The sequence below is a fragment of the Nonomuraea sp. NPDC003560 genome (genome assembly GCF_042878785.1).
Taxonomy (GTDB): Bacteria; Actinomycetota; Actinomycetes; order Streptosporangiales; family Streptosporangiaceae; genus Nonomuraea.
In genome coordinates this window covers 121543-140466 of the sequence record NZ_JBIAOF010000005.1, presented here as the reverse complement: position 1 = coordinate 140466, position 18924 = coordinate 121543, and the positions used below count along the sequence as shown (strand labels likewise).

At 70.4% G+C, this 18924-nt stretch carries 18 protein-coding genes; 5 read left to right on the top strand and 13 right to left on the bottom strand.

Translation table 11 applies throughout. The features are described 5' to 3' along the window. Positions 1-33 precede the first annotated feature (33 nt). Together ACFYUV_RS21235 and ACFYUV_RS21230 are read right to left on the bottom strand one after the other, a co-directional pair. Positions 34-1239 carry a DUF418 domain-containing protein gene (locus ACFYUV_RS21235; RefSeq protein ID WP_387670703.1) on the bottom strand — a complete coding sequence of 402 codons (1206 nt, stop codon included), beginning with the start codon at positions 1237-1239 and terminating at the stop codon, positions 34-36. 70 nt (positions 1240-1309) lie between these two features. Next, positions 1310-3517, bottom strand: coding sequence for a hypothetical protein (locus ACFYUV_RS21230; protein WP_387670701.1), 2208 nt, complete (start codon positions 3515-3517; stop codon positions 1310-1312). A 493-nt stretch (positions 3518-4010) separates the two neighbouring features. Between ACFYUV_RS21230 and ACFYUV_RS21225 the strand changes: the two genes are divergently transcribed. Continuing rightward, positions 4011-4379: a hypothetical protein gene (locus ACFYUV_RS21225; RefSeq protein WP_387670699.1), complete on the top strand. Its 369-nt coding sequence runs from the start codon at positions 4011-4013 to the stop codon at positions 4377-4379. A gap of 148 nt (positions 4380-4527) precedes the next feature. On the opposite strand, the gene ACFYUV_RS21220 is transcribed toward ACFYUV_RS21225, so the two are convergent. The 9 genes from ACFYUV_RS21220 to ACFYUV_RS21180 all read right to left on the bottom strand — a co-directional run bounded on the left by ACFYUV_RS21220 (position 4528) and on the right by ACFYUV_RS21180 (position 14621). Further along, positions 4528-5844: a lipopolysaccharide biosynthesis protein gene (locus tag ACFYUV_RS21220; RefSeq protein WP_387670697.1), complete on the bottom strand. Its 1317-nt coding sequence runs from the start codon at positions 5842-5844 to the stop codon at positions 4528-4530. Next, on the bottom strand, positions 5837-6640 hold the full coding sequence (locus ACFYUV_RS21215) for a polysaccharide deacetylase family protein (protein WP_358288009.1): 804 nt from the start codon (positions 6638-6640) through the stop codon (positions 5837-5839). Before ACFYUV_RS21215 ends, ACFYUV_RS21220 begins: the two co-directional genes overlap by 8 nt. After that, positions 6637-7578: a glycosyltransferase family 2 protein gene (locus tag ACFYUV_RS21210; RefSeq protein WP_358288006.1), complete on the bottom strand. Its 942-nt coding sequence runs from the start codon at positions 7576-7578 to the stop codon at positions 6637-6639. Before ACFYUV_RS21210 ends, ACFYUV_RS21215 begins: the two co-directional genes overlap by 4 nt. A gap of 11 nt (positions 7579-7589) precedes the next feature. Beyond that, a complete protein-coding gene (locus ACFYUV_RS21205; RefSeq protein ID WP_357978338.1) occupies positions 7590-8423 on the bottom strand; it encodes a glycosyltransferase family 2 protein in 834 nt (277 codons plus the stop codon). Positions 8424-8573: 150 nt separating this feature from the next. Next, positions 8574-9704: a GNAT family N-acetyltransferase gene (locus ACFYUV_RS21200; protein ID WP_352351950.1), complete on the bottom strand. Its 1131-nt coding sequence runs from the start codon at positions 9702-9704 to the stop codon at positions 8574-8576. Then, positions 9701-10069: a hypothetical protein gene (locus ACFYUV_RS21195; protein ID WP_352327059.1), complete on the bottom strand. Its 369-nt coding sequence runs from the start codon at positions 10067-10069 to the stop codon at positions 9701-9703. Before ACFYUV_RS21195 ends, ACFYUV_RS21200 begins: the two co-directional genes overlap by 4 nt. A 274-nt stretch (positions 10070-10343) precedes the next feature. Further along, positions 10344-11936 carry a sigma-70 family RNA polymerase sigma factor gene (locus tag ACFYUV_RS21190; protein WP_387670694.1) on the bottom strand — a complete coding sequence of 531 codons (1593 nt, stop codon included), beginning with the start codon at positions 11934-11936 and terminating at the stop codon, positions 10344-10346. Positions 11937-12075: 139 nt separating this feature from the next. After that, positions 12076-13848, bottom strand: a complete 1773-nt coding sequence (locus ACFYUV_RS21185; protein WP_387670692.1) for a substrate-binding domain-containing protein — start codon at positions 13846-13848, stop codon at positions 12076-12078. 134 nt (positions 13849-13982) lie between these two features. Next, positions 13983-14621, bottom strand: a complete 639-nt coding sequence (locus ACFYUV_RS21180; RefSeq protein ID WP_387670690.1) for a hypothetical protein — start codon at positions 14619-14621, stop codon at positions 13983-13985. Between the two features lie 141 nt (positions 14622-14762). Here ACFYUV_RS21180 and ACFYUV_RS21175 point away from each other — a divergent pair, with 141 nt between their 5' ends. The 3 genes from ACFYUV_RS21175 to ACFYUV_RS21165 are packed head-to-tail and all read left to right on the top strand — an operon-like array spanning position 14763 to position 16856. After that, complete coding sequence (locus tag ACFYUV_RS21175) at positions 14763-15536, top strand: DUF4184 family protein (protein WP_387670689.1); 774 nt, start codon at positions 14763-14765, stop codon at positions 15534-15536. Then, positions 15529-16347 (top strand): TrmH family RNA methyltransferase, encoded by an 819-nt coding sequence (locus tag ACFYUV_RS21170; RefSeq protein WP_387670687.1) that lies wholly within the window; start codon positions 15529-15531, stop codon positions 16345-16347. The genes ACFYUV_RS21175 and ACFYUV_RS21170 overlap by 8 nt, the downstream gene beginning before the upstream one ends. 59 nt (positions 16348-16406) lie before the next feature. After that, on the top strand, positions 16407-16856 hold the full coding sequence (locus ACFYUV_RS21165) for a group II truncated hemoglobin (RefSeq protein ID WP_387670685.1): 450 nt from the start codon (positions 16407-16409) through the stop codon (positions 16854-16856). A gap of 4 nt (positions 16857-16860) precedes the next feature. On the opposite strand, the gene ACFYUV_RS21160 is transcribed toward ACFYUV_RS21165, so the two are convergent. After that, the gene (locus tag ACFYUV_RS21160; protein WP_387670684.1) at positions 16861-17154 is read right to left on the bottom strand and encodes a hypothetical protein; all 294 of its coding nucleotides are present in this window, start codon (positions 17152-17154) and stop codon (positions 16861-16863) included. 196 nt (positions 17155-17350) lie between these two features. On the opposite strand from ACFYUV_RS21160, the gene ACFYUV_RS21155 reads away from it, so the two are divergent. Next, entirely contained in the window at positions 17351-17962 is a 612-nt protein-coding gene (locus ACFYUV_RS21155) for a hypothetical protein (protein ID WP_387670682.1), read from the top strand. A gap of 57 nt (positions 17963-18019) precedes the next feature. Here the strand turns inward: ACFYUV_RS21155 and ACFYUV_RS21150 are convergent, their stop codons facing one another. Then, a complete protein-coding gene (locus tag ACFYUV_RS21150; protein ID WP_387670680.1) occupies positions 18020-18865 on the bottom strand; it encodes a D-alanyl-D-alanine carboxypeptidase family protein in 846 nt (281 codons plus the stop codon). Between the last annotated feature and the right edge of the window lie 59 nt (positions 18866-18924).

Genomic DNA, 18924 nt, shown 5'->3' with positions numbered 1-18924 from the left:
TACCTCGCCCAAGGGGTTTTTGGGCAGAAGATTTCAGACGGTCTGCGCGGAGTCGGGTGCCTTGCGCCGCTCGCCCGTGGGCCTGCGCCAGTACGTCAGGAAGCGCAGCACCCACTCCACCGGCCCGTACCGGTGTCCCTTGAGCCACCAGTGGCTGTAGAGCACCTGGACGGTGAAGATGGCCAGCGCGATCAGCACCTCGACGCCGGGGCTGACCCGGTCCACCAGGGCCAGGCCGTAACCGGTGAAGATCAGCGAACAGATCAGCGACTGGCCCAGGTAGTTCGACAGGGCCATCCGCCCGGGGGCGGCCAGGGCCCGGCCCACCCGCGGCAGGTACGGCAGCACCCGCAGGAACGTGGCCGCGTACGCGGCGGCCAGCAGCGGCGCGGTCACCAGGTCGATCGCCTCGCCCAGGAACTTGTTCACCGTGCCGTTCCAGGCCGACTGCGTGTAGACGAAGGCCCCGGCCAGCCCGACCGTGAACCCGGTCCACTGCAGCCTGCGCAGCGCCACCTTGTGCGCCGACAGGTTCCGCAGCACGCCCAGCTTGCCGACCGCCAGCCCGATCAGGCACGCGGCCAGCACCGCCGGGCCCTGGAACAACACCCGCAGCAGGACGATCAGCGACAGCTTGCGCATGTGCTCGGAGATGATCTGCCAGAACACCCCGCCGAGGGCGGTGTCGGACCTGGCGGCCTCGGCGGTGCCCTCGGCGACCGTGCCGGAGGCGTCCAGGCCGACCATCGCCAGCAGGGCCAGCATGAGGAACCCGAACGCGAGCACCAGGGTCAGCAGCCCAGCCAGCACGATCGCGGTCTTGGGGCCGATCCGGCGCAGCACCAGCAGCGCGATCCCGACGAACGCGTACGTGGTCAGGATGTCGCCGGGGAACAGCAGCACCGCGTGGGCCAGGCCGATCAGCAGCAGCCCGCCCAGGCGGCGCAGGAACATCGGCACGAACGCCCGCCCCTGCCGGACGGCCGAGTCGAGCTGGAGCGTGAAGCTGTAGCCGAACAGGAAGGAGAACAGCAGGTAGAACTTGTTCTCCATGAACAGCGTCACGAGCCAGCGCACGACCCAGTCGAGCGAGGAGTCGAAGCCGGGCTCGGCCATCCCGGCCATCCGGTAACCGGAGGCCAGGAAGGCGATGTTGACGACGAGGATCCCCAGCAGCGAGAAGCCGCGCAGGGCGTCCACAGAAGTGATCCTCGCGGCCGCGAGTCGTGCATCGGGCATGGCGGGAAGTGTCTCCTGTGTCCTCATCAGGCCTACATCATCCCGCAAAACCTTAGCGTTTCCTGTGAATTCAGTTATTTAGTGCGATGTGGATAAATCTCTCCACGATCACTGCTATTGAGATCAAGAACGACGGGATGGCCAGGAACATCAGCCCTCTGCGCGCCCGCCGTGCCCGGTTCGGCCCGTTCAGCCGGATGACCTCGTAGCCGAACAGCGCCACCCACGTCACGACCAGCGCCCCGATGCCGACGGGCGTCCACGGCGAGGTGGGGTCGCCACGTCCCTTGTAGGGGTTGGGGTCGGGGATCTCCGTGCCCTTCACGAACTTCTTCCAGGTGTAGAGCGCGGCGTCGTCGTTGGAGAAGACCTTCTTCAGGTCGGGCGAGGCGTCCAGCGCGGCCCGGAACCGCTGTCCCCAGTCCTCCGGGAAGCCCTCGTTGAGCTGCAGGTAGCTGACCTGCCCGCGGCTCACCATCAGGTACGAGTTGCGCGGCTGCTCCTTCAGCTTGGCCACCGCGTCGGCGATCTGCGTCGGGTCCTTGTGCACCAGCGCCTGGACGCCGAAGTTGACCAGCTCGACGTCCCGCTCGCCCCATGGCAGGGTCGGCGTGACCTCCGGGCCCTCCTTGGGCACCAGGTAGAGCACCTTGGCGCTCGGCTTGTCGTGATCGTAGACGTAGTGCAGGGCGGCGACCTCGCCGGTGGTGACCCGTTCGAACTTCTCGTTGCCGTACCGCGCCAGCAGGAACGCGAAAGCGAACAGCACGGCGAAGCAGGCCGCGAGCACGACCGAGATCTTCCTGGTCAGCTCGGGGTTGAAGCGCACGTTCCGCCTGCGCAGCGGCACGGTCTCCTCGCGCACGTCCGCGCTGTCGGCCGGCAGGTTCGGGAAGAACGCGTAGGCGGCCAGCAGGCAGGAGCCGGGCAGCGCGAACATGTAGATGCGCAGCCCGATCTCGCCGCCGTAGCTCTGCAGCCCCAGCGCCAGCACCGGCACGCACAGCAGGATCAGCGCGGACCGGTCGAACACCCCGCGGCGCAGCCGCCGGAACAGTCCGGCCGCCGCCAGCGAGAGGATGACCCCGAGGATGCCGAGCCGCGCCTGCAACACCAGCGCGTGCGCCGGGTCGCTGCCCTCGACGCGGTCGGAGGTGGCGCTGCCGATGTTCTGCAGGATCTTGCCCAGGCCGCCGAAGATCGCGTCGATCTGGCCCGCCCAGAACCCGACCGTCATGTAGCTGATCCACGCCAGCGTCACGAGACCGAGGAAGAACGGCAGCGCCCAGGTCAGCGAGGTCCGCTTGAAGATCAGGAAGGCGGTCACCACGCCGAGCATCATGAACGGCGTGATCTGGTGCGAGGCCACCGACGCGAAGAACAACGCCAGCAGCATCAGCAGCATCAGCAGCTTGTCGGCCCGGTAGGTGCCGGTGTTCACGATCTCGCCGGGCGTCATCGCGTCGAGCTTGCCCAGCAGCTTGCGCAGCCCCTTGGGCGGGATCGGCTTGGTACGCGGCTCCACCCGTCCGAACCAGCGCAACAGGATCGCCACGAACGCCAGATACAGGGCGAAGGTGAACCCCTGCGGCGAGAAGTAGTCCTGTCCGATCCACTGCACCAGGATGAACAGCAGCGCCGCGAACCAGCGGGCCCGCGTCGTCGCGACCACCTGGCGCAGGATCAGGACGAACGGGAGCAGGTAGAGCAGGTTCGACAGGAGCGGCGTCCACTGCAGGATCGTCGTCATGTCGGTGATGCCGGCGGCCTTGGTGACGAACGCGAACAACGCGAAGAAGCCCGGCCAGCCCATGCGGGCGTCGATGCTGATCGCCGTCTCGCCCGTCCTGGAGATGAACTCCACGAAACCGGCGTGGATGTACGCCGTGGGGAAGCGCGGCTCGGTGGCCACCAGGGCGCCCGCGCCGTGCAGGGCGAACGTGATGGCGGCGATCTGGAACAGCAGCAGGAACTTGCGGTCGGTGCTCTGGGCGACCGTGACGAAGAACGACACGATCATGATCAGGAGGGCGACGAACGCGGTCGCCGGCAGCGCCGAGATCAGGCCCAGGCCGTTGATGTTCTCCGGGTCCACACCCCACAGCGGGCCCGGGGGCACGCGCAGGGCGAGGATGTACATGAGCAGGCCCTCAAGGACGAGGACGACGGGCAGCCACTTGGGCGCGCTGGCGACCAGCGCCCCGACCCGCCCGCCGGCGGTCCGGCCCTTCTGGCCCGCGGCCACGGGCGCGCCTTCGCCGCCCAGTGGGCCGCCCACGACCTGCCCGTCACCGGAAGCCGCCGGAGCCCGCTCGACCACCGGAGCCCCGACCCCGGACGCCGCGACGGCGCCGGCGTCGGCCGTCCGGGAAACAGGCGCCCGGAAGGCCACGGTCCTGCCGTCACTCTCACCATCGACGGCAGCCCCATCAGGACGGCCCGCCCGGGACCCCCCGGCGGCAGGGCCCTCGGGCCGCCTGCCCTGGGAACCGGACACACCGGACTCGCCTGCGCTCCCCGCGTCGGCGACCCCGGTACGGCCAGAGCCTGCCTCCCCGTTCGGCGAGGCGCCACCCGCCTCGGAGGAGCCCCCGGAACGAGCAGGCCCTGTCGCAGGCGACCCAGCCGATCCCGCAGCACCCGAACCAGCCGATCCCGCAGCTCCCGAACCAGCCGAGTCGGAGCCCTTCTGGCCACTTCCCGCGCCTTGAGGTGTCGCGGAGCTCTTCGAGGAGCTGTCGCCGCTGTCAGCAGTCGTGGGGGAGCCGCCCTTGGCAGCCCCGGCGGCGGGAGCCTGGGGAGACTCCGCCGCAGGCATCGGCATGGTCCCGGCGGTCGGCGAGCTCTTCGCGTCCGAAGCCGCGGGCTTCTCGGTGCCGGACGGCTCGGCCGGGGCGTGGGGTGCCCTGGCGGTGAACGCGTTGGGCCCCACCGTCTTGGGCTGGGCCGCGCCGTCACGCTCCGCGAACGCCTGCGAAGGCCCGGAAGCGGGCTCGTCGTTCGTGGGAGGGTGGCCGATGTGCACGGTTCCGGGGACGCGGAAGGCCGTCGTCGTCTCGGCGTTCACCTCCGCCGGGGAGCCGGACGCCTCCGGCGCCTCCTCGTCCGACGCCGGCGGGGACGCCGGGGCGCCCCCTTGACCGTCGTCGAACGTCAGCCGCGGGATCACCCCCGTGGCCTCCGGATCGAAGGGCGTCTCTGTCTCCTCCCCGGCGTCCTTGCGAACGTCGGAGGAGCCGGTCTTCCCCTTAGTCATGCCATCGCCGTCCCGTTGCCTCACGTTGACCATCATGCGGCCCCGGACGACCCCTGAGTGACAGTCGGCTGCCCAGTTTCACCAAAATTGAGTATTTTGCGTAGATTTCCGAAGATCAGAAGTGCCACCAGGAGCTCGCTGAAGAGCAGTCCGTAACCCACGGCGTTCACCCCGAAGTGCGGGAAAAGGGCCACCGTGGACACCAGCACCAGCACCGCCAGCCCGATCTGCACGATCGCCAGCGTGCGCGCGTGGCTCTGCGCCCGCAACGCGCTCAGGTACACCTCGATCAGCACCCGCGGCAGCACGGCCAGCGCCATCAGCCGCAGCAGCGTGGACCCCTCGTCGGCGAACTCGGCGCCGAAGACGGTCAGGATCAGCGGCGCCCCGATGATCGCCACCGCGATGATCGGAGTCACGATCATGAAGCCGCGCCGCAGCGCCCGCCGGCAGTTCAGGGCCAGTTTGGAACGGTCGAACGACCCCTCGACCGTCAGCGACACCGCCATGTTCATGGCCAGCAGCTCGATCATGCTGGCCAGCGTGTGGGCCATCGAGAAGCGCCCGAACGTGGCCTCGCCCACCTTGGTCGCCACCACCACGGGCACCAGGTAGACGATCGCCAGGATCGACAGCGTGCCGGGGAAGTCACCGGCCAGGAACCGGCCGATCTGCCGCAGGCCGGGCGGCTCGTGGGCGGTGCCGAGGCTCTTGACGTGCCGGGGCACGACGACGCCGAAGATCAGCCAGTTGACCGGGATCAGCGCGAGGGCGGTGGGGATCATCCACGAGACGAAGATCCCGCCGTCGGGCAGCGCGCCGGCCAGCGCGACCAGCAGGCCCATCTTGACCAGGCCGAACACCAGGTTGTTGACCGGCACCCAGGTGGCCTTGCGCAACCCGGTGAGCACGACGTCCTGGAGCGTGAAGACGGCCCACACCAGCACCGAGGCCAGGAAGAACAGCCCCGGCCCGAACCCGGCCAGCACCGAGTACGTCTTCCCCCACAGCGGCAGCGTCAGCAGGAAGCCGAGCGCCGCGACCCCGCCCGTGGCGGCGGCCAGGCCGTAGCCGCGCAGGATGAGGTCGGGCGTGCGCCGCCCGGCCACCGGCAGGAAGCGGGCCAGCGCCCCCACGAAGCCGAGCGCGGTCAGCGACGCGAACAGCCGCATCGCGGTGATCACCGCCTGGCCGCGCCCGAACTCCTCGGGGGTGTAGAAGTGCGCCGCCAGCAGCCAGTAGCCCATGCCGAGGGTGCCCGTGACGACCGTGTTGGCCATCAGGGCGTAACCCTGGCGGAAGAGCGGATTGCTGAGGTCGCGGAGGATCTTTTCCCGCAGGCTAGACATTTCCGCGCACCCGCTGCAGCCCGTACCTCGTCCGCCGGACGACCGCGTACCCCTTGGTGAGGATGCGTTCGCGCAGGTAGATGAGAGGTACGGCGTTGCCTTCGACGGCGCGCTTGAACATGCTGATGGTCGTCGGCTTGCCGACCGTCAGCCGGGGGATGGCGAGCATGTCGTGGCGGTCGGCCGCGATGGTGTTGCTCACGGCGCAGGCGGCGAAGTAGCCGGCCTTGCGCACCTCGTGGCGGACCCGGGCGCTGGAGTAGCCATAGGGATAGGCCATGGTGGCGACCGGCGCGCCGATCTTCTCCTCCAGCAGGCCCTTGTTCCTGCGCAGCTCCTGCCGCAGGTCGTCGGTGCGGAGCTGGTCGAGCTGCGGGTGGCTGTGGCTGTGGCCGCCGATCTCGATGCCGTTCTGGGCGGCCTCGCGGGCCTGGCCCCACGACAGCATGTCGTCGAGCGGACGGCCCGCGGCGTCCTTGCCGGCGTCGGACACCCAGCCGCTGGTCAGGAAGACCGTGGCCGGGAAGTTGTAGCGGTCGAGCAGGGGCAGCGCCTGGCTGTGGAAGTCGGCGTAGCCGTCGTCGAAGGTCAGGACGATCGGCTTGGCCGGCACCGTACGGCCGTCGATCTTGTTCAGCGCGGCCACCAGGTCGCCCAGCGTGAGCGGGGTGAACCCGCTCTCCGACAGGTAGGCGAGCTGCTCGGCCAGGTCGGACGGCCGCACGGCGTGCGGCCGCGTCTCGTCGTTGGGGCTGTCGCTGACCGAGTGGTACATCAGGATCGGAATGCGGATCATGAGCGTGCCACCTTCAGCCGTGCCGTGCCGACCACGTAACCCCAGGTCGTCCAGGCCAGGCCGACGACGATCGCGGCGGCCCTGCCGAGCCCGGACGGATCGCCGCGCAGGGCGTCGCCCACGCCGCGCAGCGCGCCGAGCGGCAGCGTCTTCATCGCGTGGGCGCGCTCGCTGGCCAGGCCGTCCTGGGTGCCGACCTCCCGCGTGACCAGGGCCTTCGACAGGCCCTCCGCATAGCACCTGGACCTGAAGTAGGCGAAGCCCTCGCGCTGCCTGGACACCTTGTGCCCGATGACCGCGCGGGGCTCGAACAGCATGACCGAGCCCGGCTTGCGCTGGCTCAGCCTGATGCAGAACTCGGTCTCCTCGCAGCCCAGCGGGCGCGACTTGCGGCCCTGCACGCTGCGGCCGATGCCGCTGTGGAAGCCGCCGACCTCGGCGACGACCTCGCGCAGGAAGGCGGCGTTGCCGCCCATGACGTTGCGGATCGGCGCGCGCACCGCGGGCATGCCGCGGTACGTGCACCCGACCGTCCAGTCGAACTCGTACGGGAACCAGCGGGGCCGGCGCTTCGACGCCCACAAGGGGTCGGTACGCCCGCCCACGCCCACCACACCGGATTCCTGGAAGCCCTCCTCCAAAGCCTCCAGCCACCCCGCGTCGGCGACCGCGTCGTCGTCGAGAAACGCGACGATCTCACCGGTGGCCGTGGCCACGCCGGTGTTCTTGCCGCCGGACAGCCCCTGCTCGTGCGTGTTCTCCACCACGATGGCCTGTGGATAGGCGCGCTTGAGCTTCAGGTGCAGGTCCGGATTGTGGTCGACCACCAGGATCAGCTCGTGTGCCGGGCGGCTCTGGTTCTCGACCGACTCGACTGCCTGCCTGATGTCCTCCCAGCGCTCTTCTGTGTAGACGCAGATGACAACAGACGTGTTCACAACGGTTCCTCTTACGCGACGCCTCGGTCAGCGGCGGGAGTGGCGGTGGGCTCAGGCTGAGGGGCGGAGGGCTGGCGGCGCCACTCCTTCAGGATCGTCTTGAGCACACGGAAGCCATCTCGTACGGCACGCAGGTTGCTCTCGCCGTGAATGCGGTTGCGCTCGTGGCTGGGCACCTCGTGCACCTTCAGCCCGGCCTTGGCCGCCCGCACGTTCATCAGGGTCTCGACCTCGAAGCCGTCGCAGTCGAGGTCGAGCACGTCGAGGTGACGCGCCCAGAACGCGTTGTAGCCGTAGCACAGGTCGGTGTAGCTGGTCTTGTACATGACGTTGACGATGCCGGTGAGGACCTTGTTGCCCAGGCGCCGGTTGAGCGTCAGGTCGTCGCTGCCGCCGCCGGCGGCGTAGCGCGAGCCCTTGACGAAGTCGGCCCCGGTCACGAGGGCGCCCACGAACGAGATGATCTCGCGGCCGTCCGTCGAGCCGTCGGCGTCGATCATGACGATGATGTCGCTGGTGCACGCGGCGAAGCCGGCGGACAGGGCGTCGCCCTTGCCCTTGCCGGTCTGCGTGACGATCTTCACGTTGGGCCGCAGGCGCTTGGCGACCTCGACGGTGTCGTCGACGGAGTTGCCGTCGACGAGCACGATCTCGTCGACCCACTGGGGGATCGTCGCGAAGACGTGCGGCAGGTTCTCGGCCTCGTTCATCGCCGGGACGACCACACTCACCGTAGGGGAAATGGCCAGGTGAGGGGTGACGGGCGTGAAGCTCGAAGGGGGCGGCATGGAACGCAAGGGCGACTTCTGGACCTTGCCGTTGTGCTTGGTGATCTCGGGACTCATGGCGAGGGATATCCTTCCGGGACCCGGCCCTGCTCACCGCACGGAGTCATCCCCGGGTGCTGCGGGAATGGCGGAGCCGACGAGCGGTGCATTGTTGGGTCCTGTGGAGTGAGGGTGTGTGCTGGTGCCGGGGGGTGGTGCCGGGAGCGTTCAGCCGGCTCCCGTTGGTTCCTTGACTACATTGGGTGACTCCTGCTGCTGCTGCATCGAGGTGCGCACCCGACCAAAGCCCTTGAGGACGCGGTCGGCCGCCTTATAAAGAGACGGTCGATCCAAGACGATTGTTCGAGCTTTGTTGAAAGGAGTTCGGCCCATCCAGTGGACGGCCGCTGTCGCGGACGGTCGTGAGATGCGGCCCTCGGCAACGTACAGGACCCCGCTCTTGAGCCAGTCTTTGTACTCTTTGCCGCCCTTGCCCATGTCGACCATGTGCATCCCGTCGTTCGCGGCGGCCTCGGCCATCTGCAGATGGTGGACGATGCCGGGCGAGTAACGGGCGTACTCGGTGTCGTAGGCGGGGAACCACCCTACAAGCGTCGTGGCCGTACGGAGACCGAAATGCCCGGCGACAGGCACGTCCCCGGCATAAAGCATGGTGAGGATGCCGGAGAAGTCCGATGACTTCTCGGCATGCATCATGTCGATGAGTTCGACGATCCAGGGCTGGGCGAACCGGTCGACCCGGCCGGTGCGCCGGTACTGGTCGGACTTCCAGGCCAGCAGCGTGCGCAGGACCTCGGGGTCGGTGGCGTTCCACTCGAAGCGCAGCCCGCCCTGCTCGCGGCCGAACTTGCGCTCCTTGTAGCGGACGGTCTTGAGGTTCTTGGGGGAGTTGGCCTTGACCTGCTCCAGCCAGGAGTCGAAGCCGGAGGTGAAATCCATCACGGGGGCCGGGCGCACGTCGGCCTCGTACGGGGCGAACGTCGGCTGGCCGGCGACCAGGTGGTCGAAGTCGAACACGCTGAGCTTGCAGGCGCGCAGCAGCTGCTTGGCGTCGAGGTGCAGGTCGGGGACGGCGATCAGGCCGTGGCAGGTGGTGAGGAAGCCGCCCAGCGGCTTGCCGATGCCGAAGCTGTGCCGCTCGTACGGGAAGAACCCGGCGATGCGGTTGCCGTCGGAGATGACCGCCACCCTCACGTAGTCACGCAAGCGGTCCATCGCCACGGCGAACTCGACGGACAGGAACGGGTTGTCCAGACTCGGATCGGCCTTCTGGAGCTCGCGCCATCGGGCGCGTTCGGAGTCGCCGAGGTCTCTCGGGCGCACTACCTGGATGTTCACCTTGCCCTGGCCCCCTGTTCGGTCTGCATGTTCTTCCCCCGGTACAACACGCGAAGCACGTACATGAACCCGCCGAGCACGGCGACCGTCGCCACCCCGGCTCTGGGCGACCATGCGTTGAACAGCAGCATGGCTTCGGCGAGGAGCACGTTCAGGACGAGGCTGGCCGCGGCTCCTACTGATAGTGCGGCAAGGGGGTCACGATCGCGCAACAGTCCCACCACCGCCGCCCCCGGCACCACCATGAGGAACAGGGAGATCAAGAACGGGCGCAGCGGGGTGTCGAGGTCGAACAGCGCGACCACGGCCCCCGCTATGCAGGCGAGCGCCAGCAGCCATGCCAGCGCTCTGCGGTGCTTGAGCATCTCCTGTTTCTCTCCTGCTCTTTCTGGTCAAGACATGGTTGATCGATTTTCATGGGACCAATCCTGGTCCGGGCACGTCAATGCCGACGCTTGGTGAGCCGTTGAGGTTCACCGGCATGGCGAAGTTTCTCCTGTGACTTCCGCCACAGGACGTGGTGACTCCGGGTTTCCGGGCGTGTTCCCCAAGCTAACCAGAATGCCCTATGTGGCCTATGATGTTCGAGCCAGGGTCCTGTTTATCCCGTTATGTCCGCTCTTCCAGGGGAGTTGTTCGTCACCCTTGTGGCGCGGCGTCCACATTCGAGGTCTGTCCGTCGCTCGGCGCCTCGGACGGCTCGGCGGTGGGCGTGGGCGGGTCGGAGGGGGGATCGGACTCCGGGGCGCGGTCGGCGTTCCAGGCCAGCGAGCAGCTGGCGGCGCCGCCGTTCGAGGTGAACGAGACGCGGCCGCGGCCGCCGGCGCTCGGGTCCACGACGGTCACCCAGATCGACACCGAGCCGCCCGCCTTGACCGAACCGCTGGCGGGGAAGACGTCGAGGCCCTGTGACGCGGTCGCCACCCAGGAGACCGCGGCGTTGCGGGCGCGCAGCCCGATCTTGGCGGCGCCCGCGATCGAGGCGGGGCACGTCGTGCCGAGCCGGGCGACCGGCGCGGGCCTGCGGCGGCTCACCGTGGGCGCGGCCGGCCCGCCGCTGGGCCGCCGGGCGGGCCGCCGGACCGACGGCGTGGCGGACGGGGACGCCTCCGGCGCGTCGGCGCTCGGCGTGGGCTCGGGCGTCACGTCCTCCTCCTCCGGCGCCGGCTCCGGCGTGCGCTCGGAGGAGGGGGAGAGCGTAGGCGTGGGCGTCAGAGTGAGCGCGGTCTGCGCGGCGTCGCCGCCGTTCAGCACGACCACCGCCCCGGTCGCGGCCAGCACGCACACCCCGGCCAGCACCACCGGCCCGAGACGACGCGGACGGCGGCGGCGCGAGCGCCGTTCGGCGGCCACCGGGAAGCCGGTGCGGTCGAAGTTGTCGCCGCGGTCGGTGATCAGCGTCCTGGTCTGGTCGCGCCCGGGATCGACGCAGGTGTCCACCACCCGGCGGCGCAGCGAGAGCGGCGGGAACTCGACCGGCACCAGGTCGAGCAGGCGCGACGCCGCGACCTGCCGGTGCTTGCCCTCGGTGCACACCTCGCACCCGGCGATGTGCCCCGACAGCCGCCGCCGCAGCAACGGCGTGAGCGGCCCCTCCCAGGAGTCCACCATCGCCGACAGGTCCGGGCAGTGCGCCCGGCCCGTCTTGGCCAGGACGACCGCCGCGGCCGCGTTCTCCAGCTGGTCGCGGGCCCTGCCCAGCCGGGTGGCGGCCTGGCGGGAGGTCAGCCCCAGCACCGAGGCGACCTCGACCGGCGTCAGGCCGTGCCGCAGCGACAACAGGACGATCTCGCGCTCGTTCCCGCTCAGCTCGCCCAGCGTCTCGCGGACCAGCCCGGCCAGCTCGGAGTCGGGCTCCCCGGACGGCGGCGTGGACGACGGCCCGGACGGCGGCCCGGACGGCGGCCCGGACGGACGCGCCTGCGGCAGGCCCCCGGCGTGCGTGCCGCGGTGGGCCATCCTGGCCCGGACCTGGAACCTGGTCAGCGCGTACACCCAGGCGCGCAGGCGGCCGGCCTCCTTCAGCCGGTCCACGCAGCCCTGCGCGGTCACCAGGGCGTCGTGCACGGCGTCGGCTGCCGAGTCCCGGTCGCCGATCAGCGAGAGGGCGTAGTCGTAGAGCCGTTCGCCGTAGGAGTCGTACAGGGCGGCGGGAGCGTCGGTGTCAGCCCGCCGCAGAGCGGCGACCAGTTCCTGATCGTCGGCGCGGCCGACCGTCGGCCATCCAGGCACGGATTCCCCTCCCCGCGGGTGGAACGGGCGCTCAGGCCCCCACGCGGGAGAGGACGCCGCCTCGATCGGCCAGGTTGACCGGCGCGGCCGCGGTCATGCCCAACCGGCATGACGTCGTGATCCGTGTGACGGGAGTGGCTCAGCCGTCGCAGTCGGGGGCGCAGAGACGGCGTTCCATGCCCTGGAGGAAGAAGTCGCGGACCTGGAGCACGTCCTTGGCGATGTAGGCCTCGCCGCCGGTCGTCTTGGCCAGCGTGTCCATCTGCTTCCTGCCCGCCTCGGCCTCCGGGCCGAAGGCGATGAGCAGGATGCTGATCGGCCGCTTCGGGTTGTAGGTCTTCTTGAGGTACTGCAGGATCTGGGCGTTCGAGACGCCGCCGTCGGGGTCGTCGTTGCCCGCGCCGTCCGTCAGGATCAGCAGGGTGTTGATCTTGTCTTCCTGGTACGTCTTCGTCAGCTCGCCGTAGGCGGCCTTGATGGTGTCGTTCAGGCCGGTGTCGCCGGTGGCCTTGGCCTGGATCTGCCCGAACTGCCGGACCAGCGCCTGCTTGCGGAGCACGCCGTTGGTGGACTCGGCGAGCGGGCCGACGGAGACGAGTTCCTGCCAGTCCTTGCCCTGTCCGTCCATGTGGGTGGAGAACGTCCACAGGCCCAGCTCGGAGTCGGCCGGGAACAGCCCCAGGCCCTCCATGGCGATCTTGTTGATGGCCTGCATGCGGGTCATGTTCGTGCCGGGGACGGGCAGCGCCATCGTGCCGGAGACGTCGAGCAGGGTGAGCAGCCGGGTGCCGAGGTTCAGCCGCGACCAGGTCTGCACCATCGAGGCCACGCTCTTGGCGTCGGGCCGCGGCAGCGCCTCCGGCTTGTCGGGGACGAACCCCTTCTCCTTCGTCAGCGTCTCGCCGGCCTTGCCGTCGGGGCTGCGGAAGCCCGCGTCGCGCAGGATCTTCTTGGCCGCGTCCGTGCCGAGGTCCTGCCTGAAGTCCGCGGCCGCCTTCTGGACCGCCGGGTCCTTGGTGACGATCGTGAGCGGGTAGTCGAGGCTGAGCGTGCCCTCCTTGGGATAGAGGGCGACCACCGGGGCCTCGGGCTTCTTGGCGTTGTGGGCGTAGACGGCCTGCTCGGAGGCGACGCCGACCGGCACCTTGCTGCCCGACTTCACCGTCAGGCTGGCCAGCAGCGCCGCCGGGTCGGAGGCGAGCTGGCCGGAGATCTCCTTCAGCGCGCCGACCAGCGCCTTGTTCTGCCCGGCCTCCTTGGCCGAGGTGGCGGCGGCCAGCAGCGCGGCCAGCCCGGCGGAGTTCTTCTGCGGGTCGAGCGCCAGCACCCGGACCTTCCTGCCGGGACCGTCGGGGTTGGCCACGTTGGCCGCCGCGATCATGCCCGCCCAGCTCGGCGTCAGGCTCCCGGACAGCTTCGCCGCGGCGGACTTGGCCGCGGCCAGCACGACGGGCGACAGGGCGACCGAGCCGGCCGGCTCCGGCAGCGCCGAGCCCGCGGGGGAGTTGCGAAGATTGCCCACCAGCAGGCTGGAGTCGGCCACCCACACGTCCGCGCCGGACTTGCCGGCGGCCAGCCCGTTCGCGGTCTTGGCCGCCGCCTCCCTGGTCACGGTGACCTCGACGCACTTGCTGTCGATCGAGTGCAGGGCCTTGGTGTAGTTGGCGGCGATCTTGTTGAGCGCGGGGTGGATGTCGGGGGTGGCCACGACGCGCAGCGGCAGCTTGCCGGCCGAGCAGTCGTGCTCCCGATTGAAGATCACGAACGCCGCGACACCGAGGAGCACGGCCAGCGCGACGGCCCCGGCCAGCGGTACGAGCACCCTGCCACGCCCGCTGACCGACCGCCTGCGGGAGGGTGGTTCCTGGGCTCGGTAGCCGCCGTCGAGCTCGTCTGTCCGGTGTCGCCCCACGATGTCCTCTTAGGTGTGTTGAGACCTTCCGGAGACCCTAGCGGGAGTTGCTCCGCAATACTCCGGGAACACTACTCGGTGGGCTCTGTGTGGCAAAACCGCTCTTTTGGTGCGCCTATTACGGAGAGTGGCGGTCAATGGCAGCAGGCGTGACCGCGCCAGGCGCGCGCTCCCTCACGCACCGCGACCGCCGCGAGGGCCACCGCCATGGCCGGATCCACCCACCACCAGCCCAGCGTGTTCAGCCACAGACCGGCCAGCACGCCGGCCGCCATGGCGGCGCAGATCAGGTTCTGGGTGCCCTCGCCGGACGTCGCCGCCGACGCCAGGCGCGCCCCCAGCCGCCGCTTGACCAGCCCCAGCGCGGGCATGCTGACCAGGCTGACCGTCGTGACCACGATGCCGAGCACGGTCGGCGTGGCCCGATGGCCGGCGTCGAGGTCGTGCGCGACGTGCCCGACGAGGTAGGGCGCGAGCAGCCAGAAGCTCACCGCCACCGCCCGCCTGGCGGTCGTCTCGGCGTGCGGCGACAGCGTGCGGGCGCCGGTGAAGCGCCACACCACGATCAGGCTCGCCCCCGCCTCGGCGAAGGCCGACAGCCCCCACCCGATCAGCGCGACGGAATGCGCCGACAGCCCGGCGGCCAGGCCCAGCGTGCTCTCCACGGCCAGCCAGGTGAGCGTGGCCACCGACAGCGCACGTGCGGCGCGGGCGGCCCGCAGCCAGTCGGCCGTCGCGGCCGGATGCTCATGAATCCGCTGGTCAGACACCATGAACCCCCGAACTCCCGGCTATCCGGCCGTCGACAGCGTTACGTAACGTACCCATGACCTGGAGTGACTTTAAGCCCTGTGCGGCAAAGGATGTTCAAGATTCACCGGATAATGGCGGTGATCGCGTCCGGGGGAGGGATCGTGCCGTTCACGCCCAGTCACATCGCCGCCGTGCTGCCTCTGGTGGCCTCCGGACGGGCGCGGCGGTTCGCCGATCCGTGGGCGCTCGCGCTCGGGGCGATGGTCCCCGACCTGCCGATCTTCCTGCCGTTCCTGCCGGTCTACGGCGACTGGCACTCCTGGCAGGGCGTGCTCACCCTCGACCTGGCCGCGGTGCTGCTGCTCCTGCCGCTGTTCCACCTCGTGCTGCGCGATCCGCTGATCTCGCTGCTGCCGCCGTCCCTGGCCGGCCCGGCCGCGGCGCTCCTGCGGCCGGGCCGGCTCAGGGTCCTGCCGGTGGTGGCCGGCGGCGTGATCGGCTCGGCCACCCACCTGTTCTGGGACTCCTTCACCCACTCCTACGCCTCCGCCCGCTGGGGCGCCTGGCCGGACACCCCCGTCTTCGGCACGACCAGGCTCTTCAGCGTGCTGCAGTACACCTCGTCGGCCGTCGGGCTGGCCGTGGTCGTGTGGTGGGCCTGGCGCGCGTTGTCCCGCACCGAGGCGGCCGGCGTGCCGGGCCGTCTGCGGCTCACGCCCGCCGTGCGGTGGGCCGTGCTGGCCGCCTGCGCGCTCGGCACGGTCGCCGGCGCCCTCGTGTGGCCGCTGGTGGACGAGCCCAACCCCGCCTTCGGCTTCCGGAGCGTGCTCACCAAGACGGGCGCGGGCACCGTGATCGGGCTCTCGGCCGTCCTGGCCTGCTACGCGATCGGCTGGCAGGTCAGGCGGCGCATGGCAGTATCGGAAGGTGCCTGACTACGTGTTCGACGCCGACGACCCCCGAATCGCCGACTACACCCGGCTGCGGGACGTCGAGCTGCGCAAGAGCCTGGAGGCGGAGCGCGGCCTGTTCCTCGCCGAGGGGGAGAAGGTGATCAGGCGGGCCATCGCCGCCGGCTACCCCGTCCGCTCGGTCCTGACCACCCGGCGCTGGTACGAGTCGCTGTCCGACGTCATCGGCGACGCCACCGTCTACGAGGTGAGCGACGAGCTGATGGCCGGCATCGCGGGCTTCCAGATCCACCGCGGCGCGCTGGCCTCCATGCGACGCCTGCCGCTGCCCTCGGCCGAGACCCTGATCAAGGGCGGCGCCCGCCGGCTGCTGGTCCTGGAGGACCTGGTCGACCACTCCAACGTCGGCGCGATCTTCCGCTGCGCCGCCGCGCTCGGCGTGGACGGCGTCCTGCTCTCGCCGCGCTGCGCCGACCCGCTCTACCGCCGGGCGGTGAAGGTCTCCATGGGCGCGGTCTTCTCGATCCCGTACGCGCGGCTCGACGACTGGTACACCGGCCTCGGCGAGCTGCGGGCGGCCGGGTTCCAGACCCTGGCGCTGACCCCCGACCAGAGCGCGGTCCCCCTCGACCGGGTCCCGATGGGCGACCGGGTGGCGCTGCTGCTCGGCGCCGAGGGCGACGGCCTGTCCTCCCACTGGCTGCACGAGGCCGACCACGCGGTGTGCATCCCCATGAGCCCGGCCGCGATGGACGCGGGCGTCGACTCGCTGAACGTGGTGGCCGCGGCGGCGATCGCCTGCCACGGGCTGATGCGCTCGGCCGCCGCGCACTGACCGTCCGGGCGTGCGAATGGGTCTGGTGGCGCTTCGACCAGGCGTGTAACCCTGTAATCATGCAGACCCTGTTCGAGCACGCCGGCGGCGAAGAGGGCTTACGCCGCTTCATCGAGATCTTCTACCGCAGCCTGCTGGCCGACCCGCTGCTCCAGCCGCTCTTCGGCGAGGGCAAGCCGAGCCACGTGGACAACCTGACCGCCTTCACCGTCGAGACGTTCGGCGGCCCCGACACGTTCTCGGCGGAGATGGGCGGCTTCCCGCTGCTCATCGAGGCGCACCGCGGGCTGGGCATCGAGGAGGCCCAGCGACGGCGGTTCGTCGAGCTGTACATGGAGGCCGCCGACGCGGCCGGGCTGCCCGATGACGAGCCGTTCCGGGCCTCGCTCCGCTCGCACGTGGAGTTCGGCACGCAGGTGGCGTTGCAGAACTCCCACGCCGAGACCGACGACCAGCTCCACCCGCTGCGCGAGGTGCCGCGCTGGGACTGGGAGCGGCCGCCGGGGTAGCCGGTCAGGGGCGGTCGGTGTCCTCGGTGAGCCAGTCGGGGTAGGCGTCGACGTCGTGCAGCACCGGCTGGGCCTCGACGGTGCCGGCACCGCCGTTCGCGCCGATGTGCGCCGCCAGTTCGGCGGCGTGTTCGCGTGGTGTGATGAGGGTGAGCTGCCAGGAGACCCCGGCCTCCGCGGCCGGGACTTCCGCGATGTCGATCGAGGTGGCCAGCCCCGCGAGCAGGATCGTGTGCGCGAGCGCGGCGGCCTGCTCGTGGCCTTCGATCGTCGTGCGGACTTCGATGAATTCCGCCATGATCTTCCTTATTGCGGAGGGGTACATTCGCCACCCTATCTGGGCGAATCGACCGTGGGGTCGGCTTCGGGCGGCCGAAGTCGGCCTGGGTGGCGTCGGTTGCGACGAGCCGGTACCCGAGATCGGCGGCCTCAATCACGACGGGATGCGGCAAGATGTGATCCGCCGATCACCGAGAGCGACCGACGGAGGTCCCGTGAAGCCGACCTGGATCATCGCGGCCACGGTCGCGGCCACCCCGCCCGCGTTCACGAGCCCGCCCGTGTTCACGACTGTGCGCGTTACCGGCGCGGGAGTGGCCGTGCGCCCGGCGGCGGCCACGCATCCGCGGGTCGCCTCCGCCGATCGCAGCGCTCTGAGCTGTGCCGTCAGCTCCCCGGCCGGTCGGCCGCTGACCTTCAGCCCGCGCATCGGCCTGACCGCGAAACCGGTGTCGGCCCGCGGCAACCTCCAGCTCACCGGCTGCCTGTCGGCCGACGGCTCGGCCCCCTACCTGCGCTCGGGCTGGGTCACCCTGAAGAGCGTCGGCCGGGCGTCGTGCGCGAGCGCCCGGCAGGTCCACGGCACCGCCCGCATCACCTGGTTCGGCCTCGACGGGCGGCCGGTCGGCACCTCGGAGGTGCGTACGCGGGCCGACCGGCTGGCCACCCAGAGCCCGGCCGACAGCTTCCTGACCGGCACGGTCGTGTCGGGGCCGCTGGACCGCGAGCGCGTCCGCGGCACGATCACGCCCGCCATGGGCCTCCTGGCCTGCGCGACCGGCGGCCTGGGCACGCTGTCCGCAGCGGGCCGGCTCACCTTCGGCTGACCTCCGCCCGGCTCCCGCGGGTCAGTCGTCGGCTCGTCTCCGGCCGGCTTCCGGCGGTCAGCCGCCGGCGATCTGCTCGCCCGCGAAGTCCAGCAGTTGCTCGGCGGTGCTGAAGCGGCGCTCGTCCCCGTCGTGGAGCAGGACGCCGAACACCCGCCTGCCGCCGCGGTCGCCCGCGAACAGCAGGCAGTACTGCGCCGCGTTCGTGTAGCCGGTCTTCACGCCCACGACGTCCGCCGAGCGGCCGAGCAGCTTGTTGGAGTTGCGCCAGGTGTGCGCGCCGTGCAGGGCCGACTTGGCCACCTTGTACACCTTGCTGCCCACCACCGTGCGGAAGACCGGGTCGGCCATCGCCCGCTGCGCCAGCGTGACCTGGTCCACGGCGGTCGAGTAGCCGCCGTTGGCCGGCGTGGGCAGTCCGTCGGGGTTGGTGTAGCGGGTGTCGCCGAGGCCGAGCGAGCGCGCGGCCCGGTTCATCTTGGCCACGAACGCGGTCTTGCCCGGCCCGTACTTCCTGGCCAGGGCGTTGGCGGCGTCGGCGCCCGAGGGGAGCATGAGGCCGTACAGCAGGTCCCTGGCCGTGAGGCGCTCGCCCTTCCGCAGTCCGGCCGTGGTCGCGCCGTTGCTGGTCGCGTGCTTCGTGTCGGCGGCGGTGACGGTGATCGGCTCGTTCAGGCGTCCCTCGCGCAGGACGACGTAGGCCGTCATCACCTTGACCAGGCTGGCCACCGGCACCCGCCGGGTCTCCCGCTTCGTGAAGTGGATCGTTCCGTCCGAGTCCACTACATATGCCGCCCCCGCCTTCACGGCTGGGACGTCGGTGGCCCGTGCGGCGGACGCCGGGTAAGAGATCCCCACAACCAACGCGAGTACGGCAGAGCCGATGAAACCCCCAATACGCATGCCAGACATGTTCGCAGGAGATCAAGGGTTGGTTTGCGAAACTCGGCCGTAAGTGGCCC

Excerpts from the sequence above, each read along its gene's own strand:
- ACFYUV_RS21235 (WP_387670703.1), bottom strand. The coding sequence starts at position 1,239 with ATGCCCGATGCACGACTCGCGGCCGCGAGGATCACTTCTGTGGACGCC.
- ACFYUV_RS21220 (WP_387670697.1), bottom strand. The coding sequence starts at position 5,844 with ATGTCTAGCCTGCGGGAAAAGATCCTCCGCGACCTCAGCAATCCGCTC.
- ACFYUV_RS21215 (WP_358288009.1), bottom strand. The coding sequence starts at position 6,640 with ATGATCCGCATTCCGATCCTGATGTACCACTCGGTCAGCGACAGCCCC.
- ACFYUV_RS21205 (WP_357978338.1), bottom strand. The coding sequence starts at position 8,423 with ATGAGTCCCGAGATCACCAAGCACAACGGCAAGGTCCAGAAGTCGCCC.
- ACFYUV_RS21195 (WP_352327059.1), bottom strand. The coding sequence starts at position 10,069 with ATGCTCAAGCACCGCAGAGCGCTGGCATGGCTGCTGGCGCTCGCCTGC.
- ACFYUV_RS21180 (WP_387670690.1), bottom strand. The coding sequence starts at position 14,621 with ATGGTGTCTGACCAGCGGATTCATGAGCATCCGGCCGCGACGGCCGAC.
- ACFYUV_RS21165 (WP_387670685.1), top strand. The coding sequence starts at position 16,407 with ATGCAGACCCTGTTCGAGCACGCCGGCGGCGAAGAGGGCTTACGCCGC.
- ACFYUV_RS21160 (WP_387670684.1), bottom strand. The coding sequence starts at position 17,154 with ATGGCGGAATTCATCGAAGTCCGCACGACGATCGAAGGCCACGAGCAG.
- ACFYUV_RS21150 (WP_387670680.1), bottom strand. The coding sequence starts at position 18,865 with ATGCGTATTGGGGGTTTCATCGGCTCTGCCGTACTCGCGTTGGTTGTG.